Annotated in this window: 15 protein-coding genes; 5 read left to right on the top strand and 10 right to left on the bottom strand. The window is 68.6% G+C overall.

What is annotated here, in order from left to right; genetic code table 11:
• Window positions 1-11: 11 nt before the first annotated feature.
• On the bottom strand, window positions 12-1,571 hold the full coding sequence (locus tag EP28_RS11850) for a glutamate-cysteine ligase family protein (RefSeq protein WP_049984214.1): 1,560 nt from the start codon (window positions 1,569-1,571) through the stop codon (window positions 12-14).
• Between the two features lie 123 nt (window positions 1,572-1,694).
• On the opposite strand from EP28_RS11850, the gene EP28_RS11845 reads away from it, so the two are divergent.
• Together EP28_RS11845 and EP28_RS11840 are read left to right on the top strand one after the other, a co-directional pair.
• Window positions 1,695-3,752: an ATP-dependent DNA ligase gene (locus EP28_RS11845; RefSeq protein ID WP_080506148.1), complete on the top strand. Its 2,058-nt coding sequence runs from the start codon at window positions 1,695-1,697 to the stop codon at window positions 3,750-3,752.
• Window positions 3,753-3,786: 34 nt separating this feature from the next.
• Window positions 3,787-4,521 (top strand): MBL fold metallo-hydrolase, encoded by a 735-nt coding sequence (locus tag EP28_RS11840; RefSeq protein WP_049984213.1) that lies wholly within the window; start codon window positions 3,787-3,789, stop codon window positions 4,519-4,521.
• Window positions 4,522-4,556: 35 nt separating this feature from the next.
• Here EP28_RS11840 and EP28_RS11835 read toward each other — a convergent pair whose 3' ends face one another.
• Window positions 4,557-5,693, bottom strand: coding sequence for a PGF-CTERM-anchored ABC transporter substrate-binding protein (locus EP28_RS11835; protein ID WP_049984526.1), 1,137 nt, complete (start codon window positions 5,691-5,693; stop codon window positions 4,557-4,559).
• Window positions 5,694-5,755: 62 nt separating this feature from the next.
• Between EP28_RS11835 and btuC the strand changes: the two genes are divergently transcribed.
• Both btuC and EP28_RS11825 read left to right on the top strand, forming a co-directional pair.
• The gene (gene btuC, locus EP28_RS11830) at window positions 5,756-6,898 is read left to right on the top strand and encodes a vitamin B12 ABC transporter permease BtuC (protein WP_049984212.1); all 1,143 of its coding nucleotides are present in this window, start codon (window positions 5,756-5,758) and stop codon (window positions 6,896-6,898) included.
• A complete protein-coding gene (locus EP28_RS11825; RefSeq protein WP_049984211.1) occupies window positions 6,895-8,190 on the top strand; it encodes an ATP-binding cassette domain-containing protein in 1,296 nt (431 codons plus the stop codon). Before btuC ends, EP28_RS11825 begins: the two co-directional genes overlap by 4 nt.
• Here the strand turns inward: EP28_RS11825 and EP28_RS11820 are convergent.
• The 4 genes from EP28_RS11820 to EP28_RS11805 form a co-directional block, all read right to left on the bottom strand.
• Window positions 8,187-9,419, bottom strand: coding sequence for a digeranylgeranylglycerophospholipid reductase (locus tag EP28_RS11820; protein ID WP_049984210.1), 1,233 nt, complete (start codon window positions 9,417-9,419; stop codon window positions 8,187-8,189). The genes EP28_RS11825 and EP28_RS11820 overlap by 4 nt on opposite strands.
• Before the next feature lie 115 nt (window positions 9,420-9,534).
• A complete protein-coding gene (locus EP28_RS13885) occupies window positions 9,535-11,886 on the bottom strand; it encodes a PAS domain S-box protein (RefSeq protein WP_080506147.1) in 2,352 nt (783 codons plus the stop codon).
• 75 nt (window positions 11,887-11,961) lie between these two features.
• Window positions 11,962-12,825, bottom strand: a complete 864-nt coding sequence (locus tag EP28_RS11810) for a 2-oxoacid:ferredoxin oxidoreductase subunit beta (RefSeq protein ID WP_049984209.1) — start codon at window positions 12,823-12,825, stop codon at window positions 11,962-11,964.
• Window positions 12,826-12,828: 3 nt separating this feature from the next.
• A complete protein-coding gene (locus EP28_RS11805; protein WP_049984208.1) occupies window positions 12,829-14,586 on the bottom strand; it encodes a 2-oxoacid:acceptor oxidoreductase subunit alpha in 1,758 nt (585 codons plus the stop codon).
• Between the two features lie 303 nt (window positions 14,587-14,889).
• On the opposite strand from EP28_RS11805, the gene EP28_RS11800 reads away from it, so the two are divergent.
• Window positions 14,890-15,534, top strand: coding sequence for a ferredoxin--NADP reductase (locus tag EP28_RS11800; protein WP_049984207.1), 645 nt, complete (start codon window positions 14,890-14,892; stop codon window positions 15,532-15,534).
• A gap of 64 nt (window positions 15,535-15,598) precedes the next feature.
• On the opposite strand, the gene citZ is transcribed toward EP28_RS11800, so the two are convergent.
• From citZ to EP28_RS11780, 4 genes are all read right to left on the bottom strand, one after another.
• Window positions 15,599-16,747: a citrate synthase gene (citZ, locus tag EP28_RS11795; protein WP_049984206.1), complete on the bottom strand. Its 1,149-nt coding sequence runs from the start codon at window positions 16,745-16,747 to the stop codon at window positions 15,599-15,601.
• A 120-nt stretch (window positions 16,748-16,867) separates the two neighbouring features.
• A complete protein-coding gene (locus EP28_RS11790) occupies window positions 16,868-18,766 on the bottom strand; it encodes a PINc/VapC family ATPase (RefSeq protein WP_049984205.1) in 1,899 nt (632 codons plus the stop codon).
• Window positions 18,767-18,826: 60 nt separating this feature from the next.
• Window positions 18,827-19,543, bottom strand: coding sequence for a type 1 glutamine amidotransferase (locus EP28_RS11785; protein ID WP_049984204.1), 717 nt, complete (start codon window positions 19,541-19,543; stop codon window positions 18,827-18,829).
• Window positions 19,544-19,593: 50 nt separating this feature from the next.
• Window positions 19,594-20,397: an alpha/beta fold hydrolase gene (locus tag EP28_RS11780; RefSeq protein ID WP_049984203.1), complete on the bottom strand. Its 804-nt coding sequence runs from the start codon at window positions 20,395-20,397 to the stop codon at window positions 19,594-19,596.
• Window positions 20,398-20,414: the final 17 nt, after the last annotated feature.

Below are 20,414 nucleotides of genomic sequence, written 5' to 3'. Positions count from 1 at the left end.
CTCATTCCCGCTCACTCGTCGTCGATCCACGCGGAGAACCCGCCGTCGATGAGCGTCTCGGACTGGTTGTCGATGTACTCCCGCTGGGTGTCGGAGAGGGCGGTCTCGAAGTCGTCGCCGTCCTCTAGCCGTTCGCGGACGCGGTCGCGCTTCCAGCTCGCCGGCGTGGTGCGGTTCGCGACGCGCCACCGCAGCGGCGCGATCCACGCGGCCGCCTCGTCGTCCGCACAGCCCGCGGTCCGGAGCCCGGCCTCCGCGTGGTCGAGGATGTCGGCGAACAGCGCGTCTGTGTCCGTCGTTCGCTCGCCGTCGGGGCCGATCCACTCGATGTCGGCGTCGAGCCCGTCCGCAACCGCGGCGTAGAAGTTGTCGCGAGCGGTCTCCCACTCCAATCCGATCGCGGGGTGCTCGCGCTGCGGGAGCGCCTGCATCAGCCCGGCGAACGCGCCCTGAAACGCGATCGAGTCGCGGACCGTCGGCTGGCCGGGGATCGGCCGGAACTCGATGCGGGCGTTCGCGGCGGAACGGCTCGCCCCCTCGAAGACGGGGCGGACCCACCGCCAGTAGCTCCCGTGTTTCGTCCGGAACGTCGCGAACGCGTCGTCGAACCGGTCCGTCCCGTCGGACTCCGGCATCGGGATGAGCGTCTCGTCGCCGGCGATCCGGTCGACCGCGGTCTCCACGTCGTGGAACTCCCGCGGGAACCGGACCTTGTCCGCGTCGGTCCGAGCGTTGAGCACGGACTCGAACACGTGGACCCGGTTTTCGGTCGCACCCTCCGCGAGCACGCGCTCGCCGTCCCAGTCGTCGTCGTACAGCTCCGGCGGGAAAAACGGCGAGTTGACGCCGAGCGCGAGAAGCGGCCCGGCGATCCGGAGGGCGTACCGGAAGTGCCGCGGCAGCGTCGTCGCCTGCGCGACCTGAAAGTGCGGCTGGATCGAGGTGATGAGACTTTCCGGCATCACGGTGTCCGCCGACAGCGACACGCCCGGCGCGTCGACGGACACGTCCGTCGCGCCCGCGCCTTCGGTGTTGGCCATCGCATGGTACCGGACCGAGTCGCTCATGTTGACGGCGACGGTCACCCCGTCGACGTCGACGCTGTCAGTGATATATCCCGCGGCCGTCTCGCCCGCCGGCGGGATGGTCCAGATCCCGTCTGAGACGAGCCGCATCCCCTCGACGCCCGCAGTGTTCTCCGCGGCCTCTAGCCGCGCGCGGACCTCCGCGAGCTGTGCCATCAGCCCGTGGTCCGAGAGCGGTTGCGGGCTCGTCGACATCTCGGCGTTATGCAAGCCGAGCTCCTTCTCGAATCCCATGAGTTCCAGCATCCGGCGCGGGACGCGCATCAACGCGTAGTCGCCGGCGCGGGACTCCTCGCTCCACCGGCCGTCGGCGACCGCGTAGAACTCGTACTCGAATCCGACGATCGACTGATGGTTGTCGAACGAGCCGTCTCGGAGTTCCTGTTTGACGATCTCCGCCTCCTCCTCGGCCCGGGCGGCGAACTCGTCGGGGTCGACCGCGAGCGCCTCGCGGACGCCGTCGGCGAGGGCGGACTCGGTGCTCATGCGACGGTCGACGGACCGCCCACCTAAAAAGGGCAACGGCCGATCGGCGGCGTGCGAGCGGTCACCACGCGCCGGCGTCCGACGTATCGGCGCGTTTTTGCCCGCCGATAGCCGAGTCGGCACATGGAGTTCGCCGCGTTCGCGGAGCGGGCGGAGCGGCTGGCCGACGAGCCGGGCGACATCGAGACCACCCTCGCGGTCGCCGACCTGCTCGCCGCCGCGGGCGAGGACACCGGATCTGACGGCGACACGGCCGGCGCTGACGGCGACATCGCCGATAGCTCCGACGACCTCCCGACGGTCACCCGGTTCCTGCTCGGTCGCGTCTTCCCGGCGCACGACACGCAGACGTTGGACGTGGGGCCGACGCTGTGTCGTGAGGCGCTCGCGAAGGCCGCCGGCCCCAACGTCACCGCCGCGGATGTCGAGGACCGACTCGCGGCCGAAGGCGAGATCGGCGCGGTCGCCGCCGGCCTCGACGTCGGCGGACAGCGCGGGCTCGCCACGTTCGGCGGGGGAAGCGAGCCCGGAACCGCCGGTCGCGATGCGCTCACTGTCCGCGCGGTCGACGCGGAGCTTCGCTCGCTCGCGGCCGCGGCTGGCGACGGCAGCGAGTCGCGCAAGCGCGACGCGCTGTTCGGGCTGTTCAACCGCTGCGGCCCGGCCGAGGCGAAGCTGCTCTCCCGGCTTGTGCTCGGAGAGATGCGGCTCGGCGTCGGCGAGGGAACCGTCCGCGACGCGGTCGCGGAGGCGTTTCTCACGGTCGATGACGACGCAGAGAGCGCTGACGGTGACGCAGAGAGCGACGATGGAGACGCCGACGAACCGGCACTCCAAGCCGACACCGAAGCGGTCGCGGCCGTCGAGCGCGCGCTGCAGGTGACGAACGACTACGGACGCGTCGCCAGGCTCGCGCGCGAGGAGGGGGTCACGGGGCTCCGCGAGGAGCACCTTGCGGTCGGCCGCCCGGTGCAGGCGATGCTCGCGCAGGCGGGGACCGCCACCGACGCGCTCGAGTCGTTCGGCGAGGTCGCCGTCGAGACGAAGTTCGACGGCGCGAGGGTGCAGATACACTACGCGCCCGACGCCGACGCGGCGAGCGACTCCGGCTCGCCTGCAGACGCGGCGGGCGACTCCACGGACCCCGACCCCGCCGGCCTCGGCCCGCGGATCTACTCGCGCAACATGGACGACGTGACGGACGCGCTCCCGGAAATTGCGGAGTACGTCGAAGCGCGGGTCGACGCCCCGGTCATCCTCGACGGCGAGGTGGTCGCGGTCGACGACGACGGCGACCCCCGTCCGTTTCAGGAGGTACTCCGACGCTTCCGGCGGAAACACGACGTGGATCGGATGCGCGAGGAGGTCCGGCTCCGGCTGCACGCGTTCGACTGTCTCCACGCCGACGGCACCGATCTCGTAGACGGCCCCCGCCGTGTCCGCCACGAGCGGCTCGTCGACGTCCTCCCCGACGCGGCCGTAGACCGGTCGGTCGCGACCGACGTCGAGGCGATTGCGGCGGCGGAGCGCACCGCACTGGAGGCGGGCCACGAGGGCGTCATGCTGAAGAACCCCGCGTCGGCGTACACGCCCGGTGACCGCGGGCGCGACTGGCTGAAGCGCAAGCCCGACGTGGAGACGCTCGACGCGGTCGTCGTGGGCGCGGAGTGGGGCGAGGGCCGTCGCGCGGAGCTGTTCGGGACGTTCCTGCTCGGGGTTCGTGACGAATCGGGCGGTTCCGGGGGTCTCGACTCTGGAGTCGTCGAGTCCGGAGACGCCGACACCACCGCCGGCGACGCGGCCCCTCTCGCCGGCTACGCGACCGTGGGAAAAGTCGCTACGGGCGTCACCGACGAGGAGCTCGCCGACCTCACGGAGCGTCTGAGACCGCACGTCGTCCGCGAGGAGGGGACGACGGTCGCGTTCGACCCGGCGCTCGTCGTCGAGGTCGGGTACGAAGAGATCCAGCCGTCGCCGACGTACTCGTCCGGCTACGCGCTCCGGTTCCCGCGGTTCGTGGGCGTCCGCGAGGACAAAGATGTGGCCGACGCCGACTCGTTAGAACGGGTGGAGCGGCTGGCGGGCGATTCGACGGCCGTGATCGACGACGAGACGGCCGGCCGGGACGGCGGGACGACCGGCCGGGACGACAGCGCGGCCGATCGCCCCGATCGACCATAGCCACGCTCAAGGCGGTGGGAATCGGACTCCCCCCATGACCGTTCGATACGACGAGTTCACCGTGGAGTGGCTCGGCTACGCGACGGCGCGGCTGGAGCCCGCGGACGGCCCTGTCGCGTACACCGACCCCGGCCGATACGGCGTCTTGGACGACTACTGGGCACGCGACGGCGACCTCGTCGTCGTCACCCACGACCACCACTACGACCCCGCGGGGATCCGGTCTGTCGCCGCCGACCACGCGACGGTCGTGATCTACGACGCCGTCGATTCCGCCGGTATCGACCGCGACGTGGAGCCGATCGAATCGCTCGCGGCCGACTACGACGTGGTCCGCGTCGACGACGAGGCGCAGGTTGATGTCGACACTCCCGCCGGCGTGGCTACGTGCTGGACCGTCCCGGCGCACAACGACCCCGAGGGGCCGAACGCCGGCCCGGACGGCTCGGTGGTCCACCCGCCGGGGCTCGGCTGCGGCTTCCTCCTCTCTGTCGGCGGTCGCACCGTGTTCTGGCCCGGCGACTCCGACGCGCTCGACGGGTTCGCCGAGCTCGACGTTTCGATATTCCTCGCGAACATCGCCGGTGGCGGACTCGTCTCCGACCGCCATGCCGCGGCCGACCTCGCCGAGGAGCTCGATCCGGATCTGGTCGTTCCCATCCATTACGACACCTTCGACCGGCTGGAAGCCGACGGCGAAGCGTTCGCGGGCGACGTTGCGGCGCGATCGATCCCGGTCGCGCTCGACGCGCGCTCGGCGAACCAGTAGGTCGGGTCGCCGCCTCTCGGCGTCAGTTCCGATCTTCAGCGTCGGCTCGCCCGCACCGCGACCGCGAGCGTTGCGAGTACGGCGGCGACGACGCCGAAGCCGGGTGCGGCAGCGCCGGTCCCGTCGTCCGCCCCGCTCGCGCCGTCACCGCTGCCGGCTTGTGCCTGTCTGTCCGCGATTGCAGTCGAGAGCGTCGTCGTCGTCTCGATCACGCTGCGCGGCGCGGGCTGGTTGAGGTAGTTCCGGTCCAAGACGACGTAGTTCCGCTCGACGCCCGCGGTCGTGCTCGCGTACGGCTCCTCGTCGAGGAGCGGCGCGTCGGGATCGGTGACGATGATCAGTTCGGGGTCGGTCTGGAGGATCACCTCGTTCGACAGCTGCGGGTAGCCGTCGCCCTCCTCGGCGGCGACGTTGTCGACGCCGCCGACGCGCATGATCTCGTCGATGAACGTGTCGCCGCCGGCGACGAACCCGTCGCCGAGCGGGTACAGCGCTTTCGGCCGGTCGACGTCCGCGGTCCGCGCTTCCGCGTCGGCGACGGCCGCGGCCATCTCCTCGTTGGTCGCCGCCGCTGCCTCGCAGTTGCCGACCAGCCGGCCGGTCGTCGTCGTCTTCGCCGCGATGTCGTCGACGCTCGTCGCCGCGGGGAAGTGATAGACGGTGAGCCCCTGCTCGCGGAGGTCCGCAACCTGATCGGCGGAGGCGTTCGGGGCGAGCACGAGGTCGGGATCGGCGTTCACGACCTTCTCGACGCTGACGCCGAGTCCCTCGGCCGAGACGTCCGTCTTCTCTCCGGCCCCGTCGAGGTACGCCGCGAACTGCGTCACGCCGACGACGCGGTCGCGCGCGCCGATCTCCCAGAGCGTCTGGGCGGCCGATGGGTTTACCGTCACGATCCGCTCGGGTCGCTCGTCGAGCGTGACCGTCGTCCCCGTCGCGTCCGTCAGTTCGACCGGGAATTCACACGCGTCGGAGGCCCCGCCGCCGTGGCTGGCCTGCGCCTGCGACTGTACACCGCCGGACGTGACGGGGTCCGCAGAGGCGACAGGGTGAGCGGCGGCGTGGTCGACGTGTGTTACCGCTGGCTGGGCGTTCACGGTCGCGGCGGTGACGCCGCCGGCGATCGCGCTCGTCACGAGCAGCGCCGCGACGAAGACGGATGTGAGTCGCATCAGATCGACGACGGCGCGCACCCAATAAGTACTTATCTACCACAAGTCTCCTTGGTGAACAGATGCACGCGTGGACGCGGTCGATGGCGTGGTCCGCGGCGCTCGCGGCGACGCTCGTCGCCGTGATGGTGGTGAGCGCCGCGATCGGTCCGGTCACCATCCCGCCTACGGAGGTGCTGAAGGCGGTCGTGAACGTGCTCGTCGTCCCCGTGGGCGTCGAGTTCACGTCGCTCGGCGGCGGACCGCTGTTGCTGCCGGGCGTCGACGTCGCCTACCGCTCGCCGTTCGCCTTCCCCGTCGACGACGTCCACCGCCAGATCGTCGTCGGGGTGCGGCTCCCGCGGATCCTTTTGGCCGCGCTCGTCGGCTTCGCGCTCGCGGCCGCCGGAACCGTCATGCAGGGGTTCTTCCGCAACCCGATGGCGGACCCGTCGATCATCGGCGTCTCCTCGGGCGCGGCCGCCGGCGCGGTCGCGTTCATCGTGTTTCCCGTCGCGGTCTCCGCCACCGTCACCCTCCCGCTCGTGGGCGCGGTCGACGTGGGCGTCTCGGACGGCACCGGGGTGAGCCTCTTCGCGTTCGTCGGCGCGCTCGCGGCCGCGTTCGGCGTCTACGCGATCGCGACCACTCGCGGTCGGACGCCCGTGGCGACTCTCCTCCTCGCCGGCGTCGCCGTCCAGACGTTTCTCGGCGCGGTGATCTCGTACCTCCAGTTACGGGCCGGCGAGTCGCTCCGCCGCGTCGTCGCGTGGCTCATGGGTCACCTCTCGGGCGCCGCGTGGAGCGACGTGGCCGTCACCGCGGTCGTCGTGCCGCCGCTTTTCGTTCTGCTTCTCGCGTACGCGCGCGACCTGAACGTCCTGTTGCTCGGCGAAGAGGAGGCGCGCGGACTCGGGGTCGCCGTCGAACGTACGAAGCGAATCCTGCTCTGTGCCTCCGCGCTCATCACCGCCGCGGGGGTCGCCTTCGCCGGCGTGATCGGCTTCGTCGGGCTGATCGTCCCGCACATGCTCCGGCTCGTGGTCGGCCCTGACCACCGCGTCCTGCTCCCGACTGCGGCGCTCGCCGGCGGCTCGTTCCTCGTCGCCGCAGACACCGTGGCCCGCGCCGGGAGCACGGAGCTTCCGGTCGGCATCGTCACCGCCGCCGTCGGCGCGCCCTTCTTCGTCTACCTGCTCGTGAACCGGGAGGTGCACGAGCTGTGACTCCCGAAGCCCCGGAGCCGTCCGACCGCGACGCTCCACTCGTCGCCGTCGACGACCTCGCCGTCGCCTTCGGTGACGTCTCCGTCGTCTCGGGCGTCGACCTCCGCGTCGACCGCGGCGATCTGGTCGGACTGGTCGGCCCGAACGGGGCCGGCAAGACCACGGTCCTCCGGGCTATCAAGGGGACGATCACCCCGGACGCCGGTTCGGTCAGGCTCGACGGCGAGTCGGTCGCGGACCTCTCCGCGCGCGAGACCGGACGCCGCGTCGCGAGCGTCCCCCAAGAGACGAACCTCGCGTTCGACTTCCGAGTGCGACACGTCGTGGAGATGGGACGGACCCCGCACCTCGGGCGGTTCGACGGCCACGGAGCAGACGACGAGCGCGCGGTTCGCGAGGCGATGGACGCCGCCGGCGTGTCCCGGTTCGCCGACCGGTCGATCACCGCCGTGTCCGGCGGCGAACGCCAGCGGGTGCTCCTCGCGCGGGCGCTGGCTCAAGAGACGCCCGCCCTGCTCCTCGATGAACCCACCGCGAGCCTCGACGTGAACCACGCCGTCGAGACACTCGAACTCGTCCGCGACCTCGTCGACGACGGACGCGGCGCGCTCGCGGCGATCCACGACCTCGACGCGGCCGCCCGGTTCTGCGACGAACTCGTCGTCGTCGCGAACGGCGGCGTCCACGCCGCCGGGCCACCGGACGACGTGCTGACCGCGGAGACGCTGCGCGCGGCCTTCGACGCCGAGGCGTTCGTCGGCCGAAGTCCCGCGACCGGCGAGGCCGCGGTGACGGCGTTCGCCGCGGTCGACGACTGGGACGCGTCCAGCGGCCGAGACGCGTCTGATTCCGGTCACTCCTCCGGAGGAGCCGTCCAATCCGACGCCCGTCGGATCCACGTCGTCGGGAGCGGCCGCGACGCGGCACGGGCGATCGCCCGACTCGCCGCCGCCGGCTACAGTCTCTCCGTCGGCGTCGTTCCCGCGGGTGACGCGGCCGCCGCGGTCGCCGCGGACGCGGCCGCGACAGTCGTCTCCGCTCCGCCGTTCGAGCCGGTGGACGACGAGGCGCTGGAGGCTGCGGTCGCCCTCGCGAGCACGGTCGACGTGACGGTCGCGTTCGGCGGGAATGCGGGACCGAACGCGCCCGTTCTCGCGGCCGCCGACCAGGTCGTCTCCGTCGACGGAGACGCGAGCGACGAGGCGCTACTGGCGGCGGTTCGCGAGGCCGCCCCCGTCCCCGACGACGATCCGGAGAGCGCTCGCGAAGAGCGCGATCCGAGCCCGAGTTAAAGGAAATGCTCGCGGGCGAAGGTGGCCAAAAGCGGGAGGTCGTCGAGGTGGAGAAGCTTCGCCATCGCGGCGGTGTCTCCCTGATTCGCCTTCTCAAGCGTGTTCTCGTCGGTCGCGCGGAGGTCGCGCATAAACCGGTCGTACCGCTCGTTCGGCGCGAGGTACAGAAGGCGCGTGAGCATCAGCCGTGCTTTCATCCGCGGCGCGACGTCGCGGTGCCAGAGCCGCTCGTAAACCGCGAGGCTCTCCGCGTCGAGGCGGCGCTCCGAGTCGGTGAGACACCGGTCGACGGTGGCCGCGGCGGCGCGAGCCGACTTCATCCCCTTATGGATCCCCTCGCCCCACAGCGGGTCGATGGAGGGGACCGTGTCCCCGATTGCGAGGAAGCGGTCGGTGTGCATCTCGTCCGGCATCTGGATGTGGGCGGAGCCGCGGTGGACCTTCCCGTCGATGCGTTCGGCGTCGGCGAACCGCGGATCTCGCTCTATCCACTCGTTTAAGTAGCCGTCGACGGTCTGCCCCTCGTCGGCGAACTCGCGGTGGCGGTCGTTCTGGATGTAACAGATGCCGACCTTCGCCGTGTCCTCCCCGGTGGCGAAGATCCACGAGTATCCGCCCGGGGCGATGTCGTGGTCGAGCCGGAGCATCATCGCGCGCCGCAGGTCGGCGTACTCCGGGTGGTTCATCTCGACGCCCTCCATCTCGTATTCGATGCCGATCGCCTGGTTTTCACGCTCCAGATCGACCACGTCGAGCGCGCTCGCGATGGGGGCTGCCGGACCGGTCGCGTCGATCACGACCTCGCCGTACACCGCTTCGTCGCCGTTGTATCGGACGCCCTCGATGACCTCCTCACCGTCGAGAATCGGCCGAGAGACGCGCGCGTCGAACCGATACTCAGCACCGTTCTCGCGGCCGTCCTCGACGAGGAACCGCTTGAACTCCCCGAACTCCAACACCGCGCCCGGCTGGTAGCTCTCATAGTAGCTGTTCGGCGACTCTAACACCACGTCGTCGGTGTACGACATCACCACGTCGTCGGGGATGCCGAACGCGGACATCATCGACGGGAAGGTGCCGGCGGTCGATTTGTTGCTCTGGCGGGGGAACTCGGCCTCCGGCTCCGTTTCGAGGACGACGACGTCGTAGCCGCGGGTCGCCAGATCGCGGGCGCACTGTGCCCCCGCCGGTCCGGCACCTGCGATCACGACGTCGTAGCGGTCAACCATATACCGGTGAATACGGACCCACGTAATTAGGCTTGCTGAAACCGGTCGTGACCGACCGCTGAACCCTCGCTACCGGCGTATTTTGGCCGAACGGAGAGGTCGGAATCCCCGCCGTTCACTCGCTCCGGATGACCGTCGCGCCCGAGACCTCGAACCGCGCTCCGCCCGCCTCACCGGCGACCGCGTCGACCGACCAGCCGTGTGCTTCGGCCACTTCCCGCACGATCGTGAGACCGAAGCCGGTCCCGTCGGAGTCCGTGGAGTAGCCCCCCTCAAACACGCGGTCTCGCTCGGCGGCACGGATTCCGACGCCGTCGTCTTCGATGAAAAACCCCGTCCGATCCGCCAGCGGTCCGACGGTGATCGACAGAGACGACCCGTCGGTCTCCGCCTTCTCGGCACGTCCGTGCTCGATCGCGTTCCGAAAGAGGTTCTCGAAGAGCTGTCGAAGGCGGCTCTCGTCGGCGTTGACTCGCGCGTCCGTCTCGACTTCGAGCGTCGCGTCCCCGGTCTCGACCGTCCGCCACGCCGCCTCAGCCACGGCTCCGAGGTGAACCTCGTCCCGGTCCTCGACCGGCTTCCCCTCGCGCGCGACCGCGAGCAGATCGCCGATGAGCGCTTCCATGCGGTCGAGCGCGTTCGCGGCGTCCCCGAGCCGCGGGTTTTCACACGACTCTCTCGCGAGATCGAGATTCCCGGCGGCCACGCGGAGGGGACTCCGCAGATCGTGAGAGACGAGGCTCGCGAACGCGTCGAGCCGCTCGTTCTGCCGTTCGAGTTCGCGCTCCCACTCTTTCCGATCGCTGACATCGCGAATCACCCCGACGCGCGCGGCCCCCTCTTCTGCCCCCGGAAGCGACGTGAATCGGAGTTCAGCCGGTATCGTCTCGTCGTCTATCGTCCGGAAGTCGTACTCGATCCGGCCGACATCCTGATCGCGTCGGTCCAGCGACTGGTACATCGCGGTCGTCTGCGCTATCACTTCCTCGTCGACGAGATCGCGTATCGGTCTCCCGATCAGTTCCTCGCGGCTCGCCCCCTTCAGCTCCGCGTACGCCTCGTTGACGAAGTCGATCCGGCCCTCGTCGTCCAGCGTGTACACAGCATCCGCGAGCGACTGGACGATCGTCTCGTACCGTTCGAGGTCGCGTTCGCGCGCGGCGCGCTCACGGTTCCGGACCGCGCGATGGACGATCTCCGCCACGTCGCTCGCGAACTCGACCTCGTCGTCGGTCCACTCGCGTCTCTCTCCGATGTGCTCGTGGCAGATCATCCCGATCACGTCGCCGCCGGACCGGAGCGTCCCGTCGAGCAGCGCACCGACGTCGTGGTCCGCGAGGTACCCCTCCGCCAACTCGGCCGTTCGCGGGTCGCTCTCGGCGTCGTCGACGGCGACCGCGCGGTTCGTTTCGAGCGCATCTAGATACGTGGGATGTTCGTCGATCCGCAACCGGGCTCCCGCGGCGTGCTCGTCGGCCCGACGGTCGTAGTCGTCGACGCAGTGGAGAACCCCTTCGTCGGCGGCGTTCGTCACGGTATCGCCCGGTTCGGGATCGGTCAGCCAGACGTTGACGCGGTCGACATCGAGCACCTGAGCGGTCGCCTCCGTGATCGTCCGGATCGCCGTTTCGAAGGAGCCTTCGGCCACCGCTTCGTTCGTGGCCAACCGAAGCAGCGTCTCTTGTTGACGTTGTTGGCGCTGTCGCCGGCGCTTCGCGTCGGTCACGTCCACGCCGAAGCCGGCGACTCGAACGACCGCTCCCGTCTCGTCGCGGATCGGTTCACCGCGGATCTCGATCCACCGCTGCGCGCTCTCGTCCGGCGTGACGCGAAACGTCCGTGTGACGGACTCCCCGGCTGCGAGCCGGTCCATCGCGTCTCGCACGCGTCCGCGGTCATCGGGATGGACGCCGTCGAGGAACGCGGTCGGATCGCCCTCCAACCCGGATATCGGCCGTTCCCACAGATCCTCGTAGGCGGCGCTCACGAACAGCAGCTCGCTCCAGTCGGCGTCGAAGACGAAGATGAGCTGATCGGTGTTGTCCGCGACCTCGACCAGCCGCTGTTCTGCGCGCCGACCGCGGAACTGCGACACGGCGTTCATAACCCGGTTCGCGAGCAGTTCGTACTGCTCCGTGCCCGGCTCCTTCTGGAGGTAGTCGGTCGCGCCGACCCGGAGCGCCTCGCTCGCCACCGTCTCGGAGCCTTTGCCCGTGAACAGCACGAACGGGAGGTTCGGACGGTCCTCACGGACGGCACGGAGGAACTCGATACCCGACCGTTCCGGCATGTCGTAATCGGACACCACGCAGTCGATGGTCGCCTCCTCGGCGAGCGCGTCGAGTCCCGCCGCGACAGACGTGGCCGTCTTCACTGTGAATCGATCGTCTATCCGTTCGAGGAAAGTCGCAGTGAGATCGACGAAGTCGGGCTCGTCGTCCACGTGGAGAACCCGGATCTCGTCCATACGTCGTGATGCTCGCGTCGAGAATAAATAGCTGTGTCGTCCGGCGACAAAACGGATCGGACGACCGCTGGCCGCTCAGTAGAACTCGCGGACGAGGTCCGTCGCGCCCTCCGGCGCGCCGTCGGGAATGACGGACATGTCCTCGTCGACGCCGTGTTGCTCGTGGTACGGCACCGACTCCTCGTCTTGGTAGATGACGCCTTGGTGTTCCTGTTCGCTGTCCAAGATGACGTCCTTGGCGTCCTCGCGGGAGGACGGGTCGTGGTCGGTCTCCTTGAGGTCGACGAGCGAGTCGCGGAAGTAGTCGTAGGTGTCGACGTCGTTGAACGTGACACAGGGCGAGTAGACGTTCACGAAGCCGAACCCGTCGTGTTCGACCGCCTGCTGGACGATCTCTTGATGGCGGAGCGCATCAGAGGAGAACGACTGCGCGATGAACGTCGCGCCCGACGCCAGCGCCAGCGCGTGCGGGTTGACCGGCGGCTGTTTGGGTCCCTCCGGGCTCGTCGACGTCTCGAAGTCCTCTCGGGAGGTCGGCGACGCCTGCCCCTTCGTCAGTCCGTAGATGCGGTTGTCCATCACGACGTACGTCATATCGACGTTACGCCGGACGGCGTGGACGAAGTGGCCCGCGCCGATAGAGTAGCCGTCGCCGTCGCCGCCGGCGACCATCACTTCGATGTCGGGACGGGCCAGCTTGACGCCCGTGCCCACCGGAAGCGCCCGGCCGTGAACGCCGTGAAGCGCGTAGCTGTGCATGTACGTTCCGATCTTACCGGAGCAGCCGATACCGGCGACGACGAAGGTGTTGTCGGGATCGTTGCCCGTCTCCGCGAGCGCCTTCATCATACCGTTCATCGTGCCGAAGTCGCCGCACCCCGGGCACCACGTCGGCTGCTTGTCGGATTTGAAGTCGGTGAATCGAATGTCTGAGCTCATTGGTTACGCCTCCACCTCCGCCGCGAGGGTGGCTTTGATTTCGTCTGCGAGTTCGTCGGCCTTGAACCGCACGCCGTTGTACTTGTTTATCCGGTCGACCCGTTCGAGCACGTCGTGCTCCACGAGGTCGGCGAACTGTCCCTGCTCGTTACACTCGACGACGACGACGTTCTCCGCCGCCGCCACGTCCTCGGACAGGTCCGGCCGCGGGAAGATGTACGGAACGGAAAGCACCCGGACATCGATCCCTTCGTCGTCGAGGAACTCGATCGCCTCGGCGAGCGCGCCCTCGTTCGATCCCCACGTTATCACGAGTGTGTCGGCGTCCTCGTCGCCGAACTCGCGCGGACTCCAGTCCTCGCGCTCGCGGGCGGTCTCGACTTTCCGGTTGCGCTTGTCGACCTGCTCGACGCGCATCTCCGTGTCCTCCGTCCGGCGGCCCTGCTCGTCGTGTTCGAGGCCCGTGGACATGTGCGCGCCGTCCGCGGTGCCGGGGAACGCGCGCGGCGAGATGCCGTCCTCGGTAATCTCGTGGGGCTGGAAGCCGCCCGACTCGCTCATGTGGTCGTCGATCGCGGACTCGTCGACCACGAAGCCGCGGTCGATATCGACTGCGTCCATATCGAACGTCTCGGGCGTGAACGTCTGTTCCGTGACCGCCATCGAGAGGTCCGCGGTGATGTACACCGGCAGTTGGTACTTCTCGGCGAGGTTGAACGCCTCGACGGTCTTCCAGAAGCACTCGGCGATCGTCGTGGGCGCGAGCACGAACCGCGGCACCTCGCCGTGGCCGCCGTACAGCATCTGATTCAAGTCGCCCTGCTCCTGTTTCGTCGGCATCCCGGTGGAGGGGCCGGAGCGCATCACGTTACAGATGACGAGCGGCGTCTCCGAGGTGGCGATGAGCCCGAACGTCTCCGTCATCAGGTCGATCCCGGGACCGGACGTGGCGGTCATCGATCGCGCGCCTCCGCGGGCGGCTCCGAGCGCCATGTTGATCGCTGACAGCTCGTCTTCGGCCTGCACGACGTGGCCGCCGTACCGCTCGATGCGACCGGTGAGGTACGTCATCACGTCGGTCGCGGGCGTGATCGGATAGCCGGCGTAGAAGCGGCAGCCGGCCGCGATGGCCCCCATCCCGATCGCCTCGTCGCCGTTGAGGAGAACGTAGTCTTCGTCCGTCGTCTCCAAGTCGTAGTCGAACTCGTGGTCGAACTCCTCGGCGACGTACGACCGCCCCGCGCGGGCGGCCTCCTTGTTGTTGTCGACGAGCTTCTGTCCTTTGTCCTTGAAGCGCTTTTCGAGCGCCGAATCGAGGTTCTCGATCGGGAACTCGGCGACTTCACAGGCGGCACCGAGCGCGACGACGTTCCGCATGATCGCTCCGCCCGCCTCTTCTGCGAGCCGTTTGAGCGGCACGTCGATCCCGATCATCTCGTCGGGGATTTCGACGTTCTGCATCGTCGTTCGCTCGCCGTCGTAGATGATCACCGACCCCTCGTGGAGTTCGTCGAGGTTCTCCTCGATGGTCCGCGGGGTCAACGCGATGAGCACGTCCAGACGGTCGACGACGCTCTGTACCTTGTCGACGGACGTCCGCACCTTGTACGCGGTGTATCCCCCTCGGATACGCGACGCGAAGTCCTTCGACGTGAACACGTGCCGACCCGCCCGAGAGAGCGCTTGCGCGAAAATCTTCCCGGTCGAGTCGATGCCGTCACCGGCCTCTCCGCCGACGGCCCAGTTGAAGTCCGCAGCCATGCTATAGTCGGACGTTTCACCGGACTCATCAAAAGACTTCTGGAAGGAGCCACCGACACAGATCTGTACGTTCGTGTTTTTATCTGTAAGTATTGCCGAGTTAAAAAATATACGTTGGATTATATAGAAATAAGTGGGCGTTTGTGTTCTATGTCCCTCATGATCGACCCTTTCTGTCGCAGTACATTTCGACGATCGTCGTATTTTTCACGTCAGACGGACACGACCCGACTCCGGTGTGTCGACCGGGGCAGGACCGACGCCGACGGGAACACGTTTGTGTCCGCCGGTCCGATCGACGCCATGGACACGATAGCTACGGTCAGCTCGGTCGAGACGGTCGGCCGCGACACGTACGCCCTCCGATTTCACGCGCCGGACGGCTTCACCGCGGAGCCGGGACAGTTCGTGAAGCTCGGCACCGAGATCGACGGGGAGTCGGTCGCCCGCTTCTACACGCTCTCCTCGCCGACCGTCGACGACACCTTCGAGGTCACCGTGGGCATCGACCCCGACGACGGCGGCGACTTCTCCGCGTTCCTCGCGGACGCGGAGGCCGGAACCGAGATGACGCTCTCCGGGCCGTACGGCGACCAGCACTACGACGGCGAGGCTCGGGCGGTCGTCGTCGCCGGCGGCCCCGGCGTCGGACCGGCGGTGGCCATCGCGGAACGCGCGCTCGACGACGGCGGCGAGGCGGCGATACTCTACCGCGCCGCCGACGTGGCACACGCCGATCGGATCGAGGCGCTGACGGCGCGCGGCGTGACCGTCCACCTCCTCGACGCCGACGCCGACCTGCGCGACGCGCTCGACGACGCGGTGACCGGATCGGCCGACGAGACCCTCTTCGTCTACGGCTTCGCCGACCTCGTCGACGACGCGACCGCAGCGATCGAGGCCGCAGGCGGCGACGCTGACGCGGCGAAAGTGGAGAACTTCGGCTGACGAGGCGACCGCGGCAGGCGAACGCGGCGGGCTGGTCGTCCGAACCGGCGGCCGACCGGCCGAATCAGCGCTCGTCGATCGGAACGAACGAGGTGTCGTCGGGACCGGTGTACCGCGCCCGCGGCCGGATGAGACGGTTGTCCTCCTGATACTCGACGACGTGTGCGATCCAGCCGCCGACGCGGCTCATCGCGAAGATGGGCGTGTACATGTCGACGGGAATGCCAAGCGAGTCGTACACCGACCCCGAATAGAAGTCGACGTTCGGCGCGATTCCCTTCTCTAAGAGCCCCTGATCGGTGAGATACTCCTCGATCGCGGTGGTGTAGTCGAGCCACTTCGTGTCGCCCGAGGACTCGGCGAGGTCACGCAGTTTCTCTTCGAGGATCTTCGCTCGCGGGTCCTTGACCGCGTACACGCGGTGACCGAAGCCGGGGATGCGCCGACCCTCTTCGCGGGCGTCTTTTACCCACTCGACGGGGTCTTTCGCGGACGCGTCGATCTCGTAGAGCACTTCCATGACGTCCTGGTTCGCGCCCCCGTGAAGCGACCCGGAGAGCGCCCCGATACCGCCGGTGACGCCGGAGTAGATGTCGGCCATCGTCGAGCCGATCACCATCGCGGTGAACGTCGAGGCGTTGAGCCCGTGGTCGGCGTGGAGCGTGAGAGCCATGTCGAACGTCTCCGCGCTGACGGCGTCGGGTTCGGTCCCCGTGAGCATGTAGAGGAAGTTCGCCGCGTGCGAGAGGTCGGGGTCAGGCGCGATCGGGTCGTCGCCCTGCCGCGCGCGCTCGAAGGCGGCCAGCACCGTCGGGATCTTCGCCGTGATCCGACGTCCCTGCCGGAGCGTCGCCTCGAGGTCCTCCGGGTCTGCGTCCGGCTCGGGCTCGTACGCGGAGAGCATCGACGTCGCGGTCCGGAGCGCCGCCATCGGCCGTTCGCCGGCGTCGGCCAGCGTGCGGACCGTTTCGAGCACGTCGTCGTCGACGTCCCGTTCGGTCGCGAGTTCCGCGGCGAACGCGTCGAGCTCCTCCCGCGTCGGCAACGAGCCGTACCAGAGGAGGTACAACACCTCCTCGTAGCTCGCGCCGCGCGCGAGGTCTTCGATGTCGTGCCCGCGGTACACGAGCTTGCCAACCTCGCCGTCGACGTAACTCAGATCCGACTCCGCGACGAGGACACCTTCGAGCCCGCGCTTTAACTCGTCTGACATGGAGGTGGGTTCCTTCCACCACCAAAAAAGCGTTATCTTTCAGGAGGGATACGATTCGACGATCGTGGTACTTCGTGTGAACCGAACGACGGAGGCCGCAGAATCTGGTCCCGGTGTGAGTCAGCGCGCCGGGACGACCGTTACCCGGCGCTTTCGGTCGATCGCGTCTTCGAGCTCCTCCGCGATCGCAGAGCCGCGAGACACCTGAACCTCGCCGCCGCGACCGACGGTGGCCGTGAAGAGGTACTCGCCGTCCGCGCGAACCTCGACGGTCTCGCCGACGCCGTCGTCGACGTCGATGACGACGTGCCGGGAGGTGATCTCCGGTTCGACGACGGTGCCGCGCTCTTCGCCGACCTGTCCGCCGGCACTCCCGTCCGAGCCGCCAGTTCCGTTGGTTCCGGCACCGGCCGAAGCGCTACCCCCACCGGGCTTGTCCGCGTGCGTCCGCACGTCGATCTCGATGCCGAGCCGGTTCTCGATGTCGCTGATGCGTCCGCCGCCCTTGCCGATGACGGTGCCGATGTCGCCCTCCGTGACGTACACGATGGCTTTGTCGTTGCCCTTCAGTTCGACGTCGACGTGTCCGTGTGCGACCGACCGGATCTCCCGTTCGATCTCCTGTTTGGCGATCCGACCGACTCCGGACTCCGCGTCGTCACCGTCCGCGTCGTCGAGGGGAACCGTGACCACCTGTCGGTTGAACGTGTAGATCTCGTACTCGGGACGACCGGTCTCGAAGTTCGACACCTGAATGACCGGCCGGGCGAGGTCCTCGGCGGTGAGTCCCGCCGGCACCTTCACCTCGGTCTCGACGTCGTAGACCGTGTGGATCTCCCCGGCCTCGATGTAGACGACCGTGTCGACGATCTGCGGGATCATCCCGAGTTCGACGCGGCCGACGAGCCGCTGGAGCGCGTCGATAGCGCGGGAGGCGTGGACGACGCCCACCATTCCGACGCCGGCCATCCGCATGTCGGAGAACACCTCGAAGTCGTCGGTCTTTCGCACCTCGTCGTAGACGGTGTAGTCGGGTCGAACCAGAAGCAGCGAATCGGCGGTGTTCGCCATGTCGCCGCCGAGCGCGCCGTACTGGGTGATCTCCGGACCGACTTGCAGGTCGCGCGGCTTCTCCATCGTCTTCACGGCGTAGTCGGCGTCGTTCAGGAACTCCGCGACCGCCTGCGCGAACGTCGATTTCCCCGCGCCGGGCGATCCGGAGATGAGCACGCCGCGCTTCCGTTCGAGGAACCGTTCGCGGAGTTCGTCGGCGAACTCGTAGTCGTCGAGCGTCGTCTTCGCGATCGGCCTGACGGCCGTGATCTCGATCCCGTCGGCGAAGGGCGGCCGCGCGACCGCGATCCGGTAGTTGCGGAACTGGACGATGTCCATCCCGTCGTCGGAGAGCTCGATGAACCCCTCGTTCGACTGGCGCGCGAGATCGACGATCGAGTTCGCCCACTCGCGCATCTGCGCCTCGTCGGTCGGCTCCTCCGTGATCTCGACGTACCGCATCTCGCCGAGGTTCCCCCGTTTGGCCTTCGGAACGGTATCGGTCTTGAGGTGGACCGACATCGTCTCGTCGGTGAAGAAGTCCTGTATCGGGAGGTCGTCGACGACCCCTCGGGCGACCGGTTCGACGTACTCGACGTCGACGCCTTTCGCGCGGGCGACCTCGGCCTGCACGATGTCGCTCGACAGAAGCGTGGCCTCGTGGTCCGTCGCCAGATCGCGGATCAGCGCGTCGACGTCGCCCTCGTGTGCGTGCGATCGCGCGTCGCCGCTCGCGCGCTCGCCCACGTATCGCAGTTCGATTGTCCCCTCGTCGGCGAGGTCGGCGAGCCGCTTGAGTTCGCTCAGGCCGTCCCATCCAGACTCCAGGCCGTCGTTGGCCTGCGACTCCAGTTCGCCGACGACGGCCTCGGGAACGAGCACCGTCACCGACTCGTAGCTCCCGGCGGCGACGCGTTCGGACACGCGGCCGTCGACGACCGCACTGGTGTCCGGTACTACCTTCATACGGTCGCTCCGGGCGGGAGCGGTATAAGGGTGTTCGACCCGAGCGGACTCCGTCGGCGGTCAGTCGTCGGCAGCGGCAGCCGACTCGCGTTCGGCTTTCAGCCGCCGGGCGTACGCGACGAAATTGTCGAAGATCCCCTTCGCCTCGCAGGCTGCGTCGTAGGCGTCGGGCGTGATCTCCTCCAAGACGGCGTCGACGCGGGCGTCGCCCAGCCGTTCGCGCTTGCCGTCCGTGACGTCGCGCGCCGTGTCGATGTCGTACTCCGGATGAAACTGAACGCCCCAGCAGTGCCCGTCGCGGAACGCGTGGACGCCGTGGTCGTTCTCGGCTATCAGCGTCGCGCTCGGCGGGAGGTCGACGACCGTGTCGCCGTGCGTCGTGAAGACGGTGAACTCCTCGTCTATCCCCTCGAATAACGGGTCGTTCCCGCGGTGTCGAACCGTGTTGTAGCCGATCTCGAACCCGTCCATTCCGGTGACGCGACCGCCGAGCGCCTCCGCGAGCACTTGGTGGCCGTAACAGACGCCGAGCACCGGAACCCCCGCGTCGGCGGCGTCGGCGACGTACTCGATGAGCGAGGGGATCCACGCCTCGTCCCAGTAGACCGACGACCGCGACCCGGTGACCACGACGCCGTCGAACTCGGTGTGGTCGGGAAGGTGGCCGTTCGCGGCGTCGAACTCCGCGAGGTCAGCGTCGAGTTCGCGGCGGAAGTTCCGCCGGGTGCTTCCGTCTGTCTGCGCCGCGTTCAACAGCGCGAACCGGAGGCGTGTCATTGACCGAACGGTGGTCAGAGACACTGAAAACGGTTGTGGGCGCGGTTCACTCAGGAGAGCGGATCGGCGGCGTGCTCCGCGAGCCACCCGACAAGCGCGTCGTTGACCGCCACGGACGCCTCCACGCCGACGAGGTGTTTCGCCCCCTCGACGACGAACGACTCGCCGCGTGGAAGCCCGTCGACGAGCGTTTCCGCCGCCGTCCGCGGGCAGACGGTGTCTTCCGAGCCGTGGACGACGAGCGTCGGCGTCGTGATCTCGTACAGCCGGTCCGAGACGTCGAAGCCCTCTACGGCCGCGCGGTGCGCCTCGAACGTCTCGCGGTCGGCGTCCTCTCTCATCCGCCAGTCGGCGATCCGAGAGAGCACGTCCGGGTGCCTCTCGCGGAACGGCTCAGAGAGCAGTCCGGTCAGTGACCCCTCGACCGCCGTCGGCGTCGACGGATCGGCCCACACCCCGAGGGCGTTGTAGTCCGCCCCCGACGGCGGCGTCCCGACGACGGTCAGGCTCGCGGGCCGCGACGACGTGAGGGCGTACGCGAGCGCGACCATCCCGCCCAGCCCGTACCCGACGACGTGGGCGTTCCGCACTCCCGCCGCGGAACAGACGGCGTCGACGTCGCTCGCAAGCGTCTCGACCGAGTACGGCCCCGGTGGCGCGTCGGACCGACCGACGCCCCGCGTCTCGGGCGTGACGACCGTGTGCGGCCCCGCGACCGCGGCGTGCTGCCAGCCGAACTGCCACGCGCCGAGGCCGGCGTCGCCACAGAACACGACCGCCTCGTCGGCGTCGCTCGCGTCAGGCGCGTCGACCTCGTACCGGATCGAGACTCCGGCGTTGTCGGCTCTCGGCATCGGTCTGGTCTCCCCGA

The organism is Halorubrum sp. BV1 (genome assembly GCF_000746205.1).
Lineage (GTDB): Archaea > Halobacteriota > Halobacteria > Halobacteriales > Haloferacaceae > Halorubrum.
The sequence above is the reverse complement of the archived record's forward strand: the minus strand, read 5'-3'. Positions and strand labels throughout refer to the sequence as shown.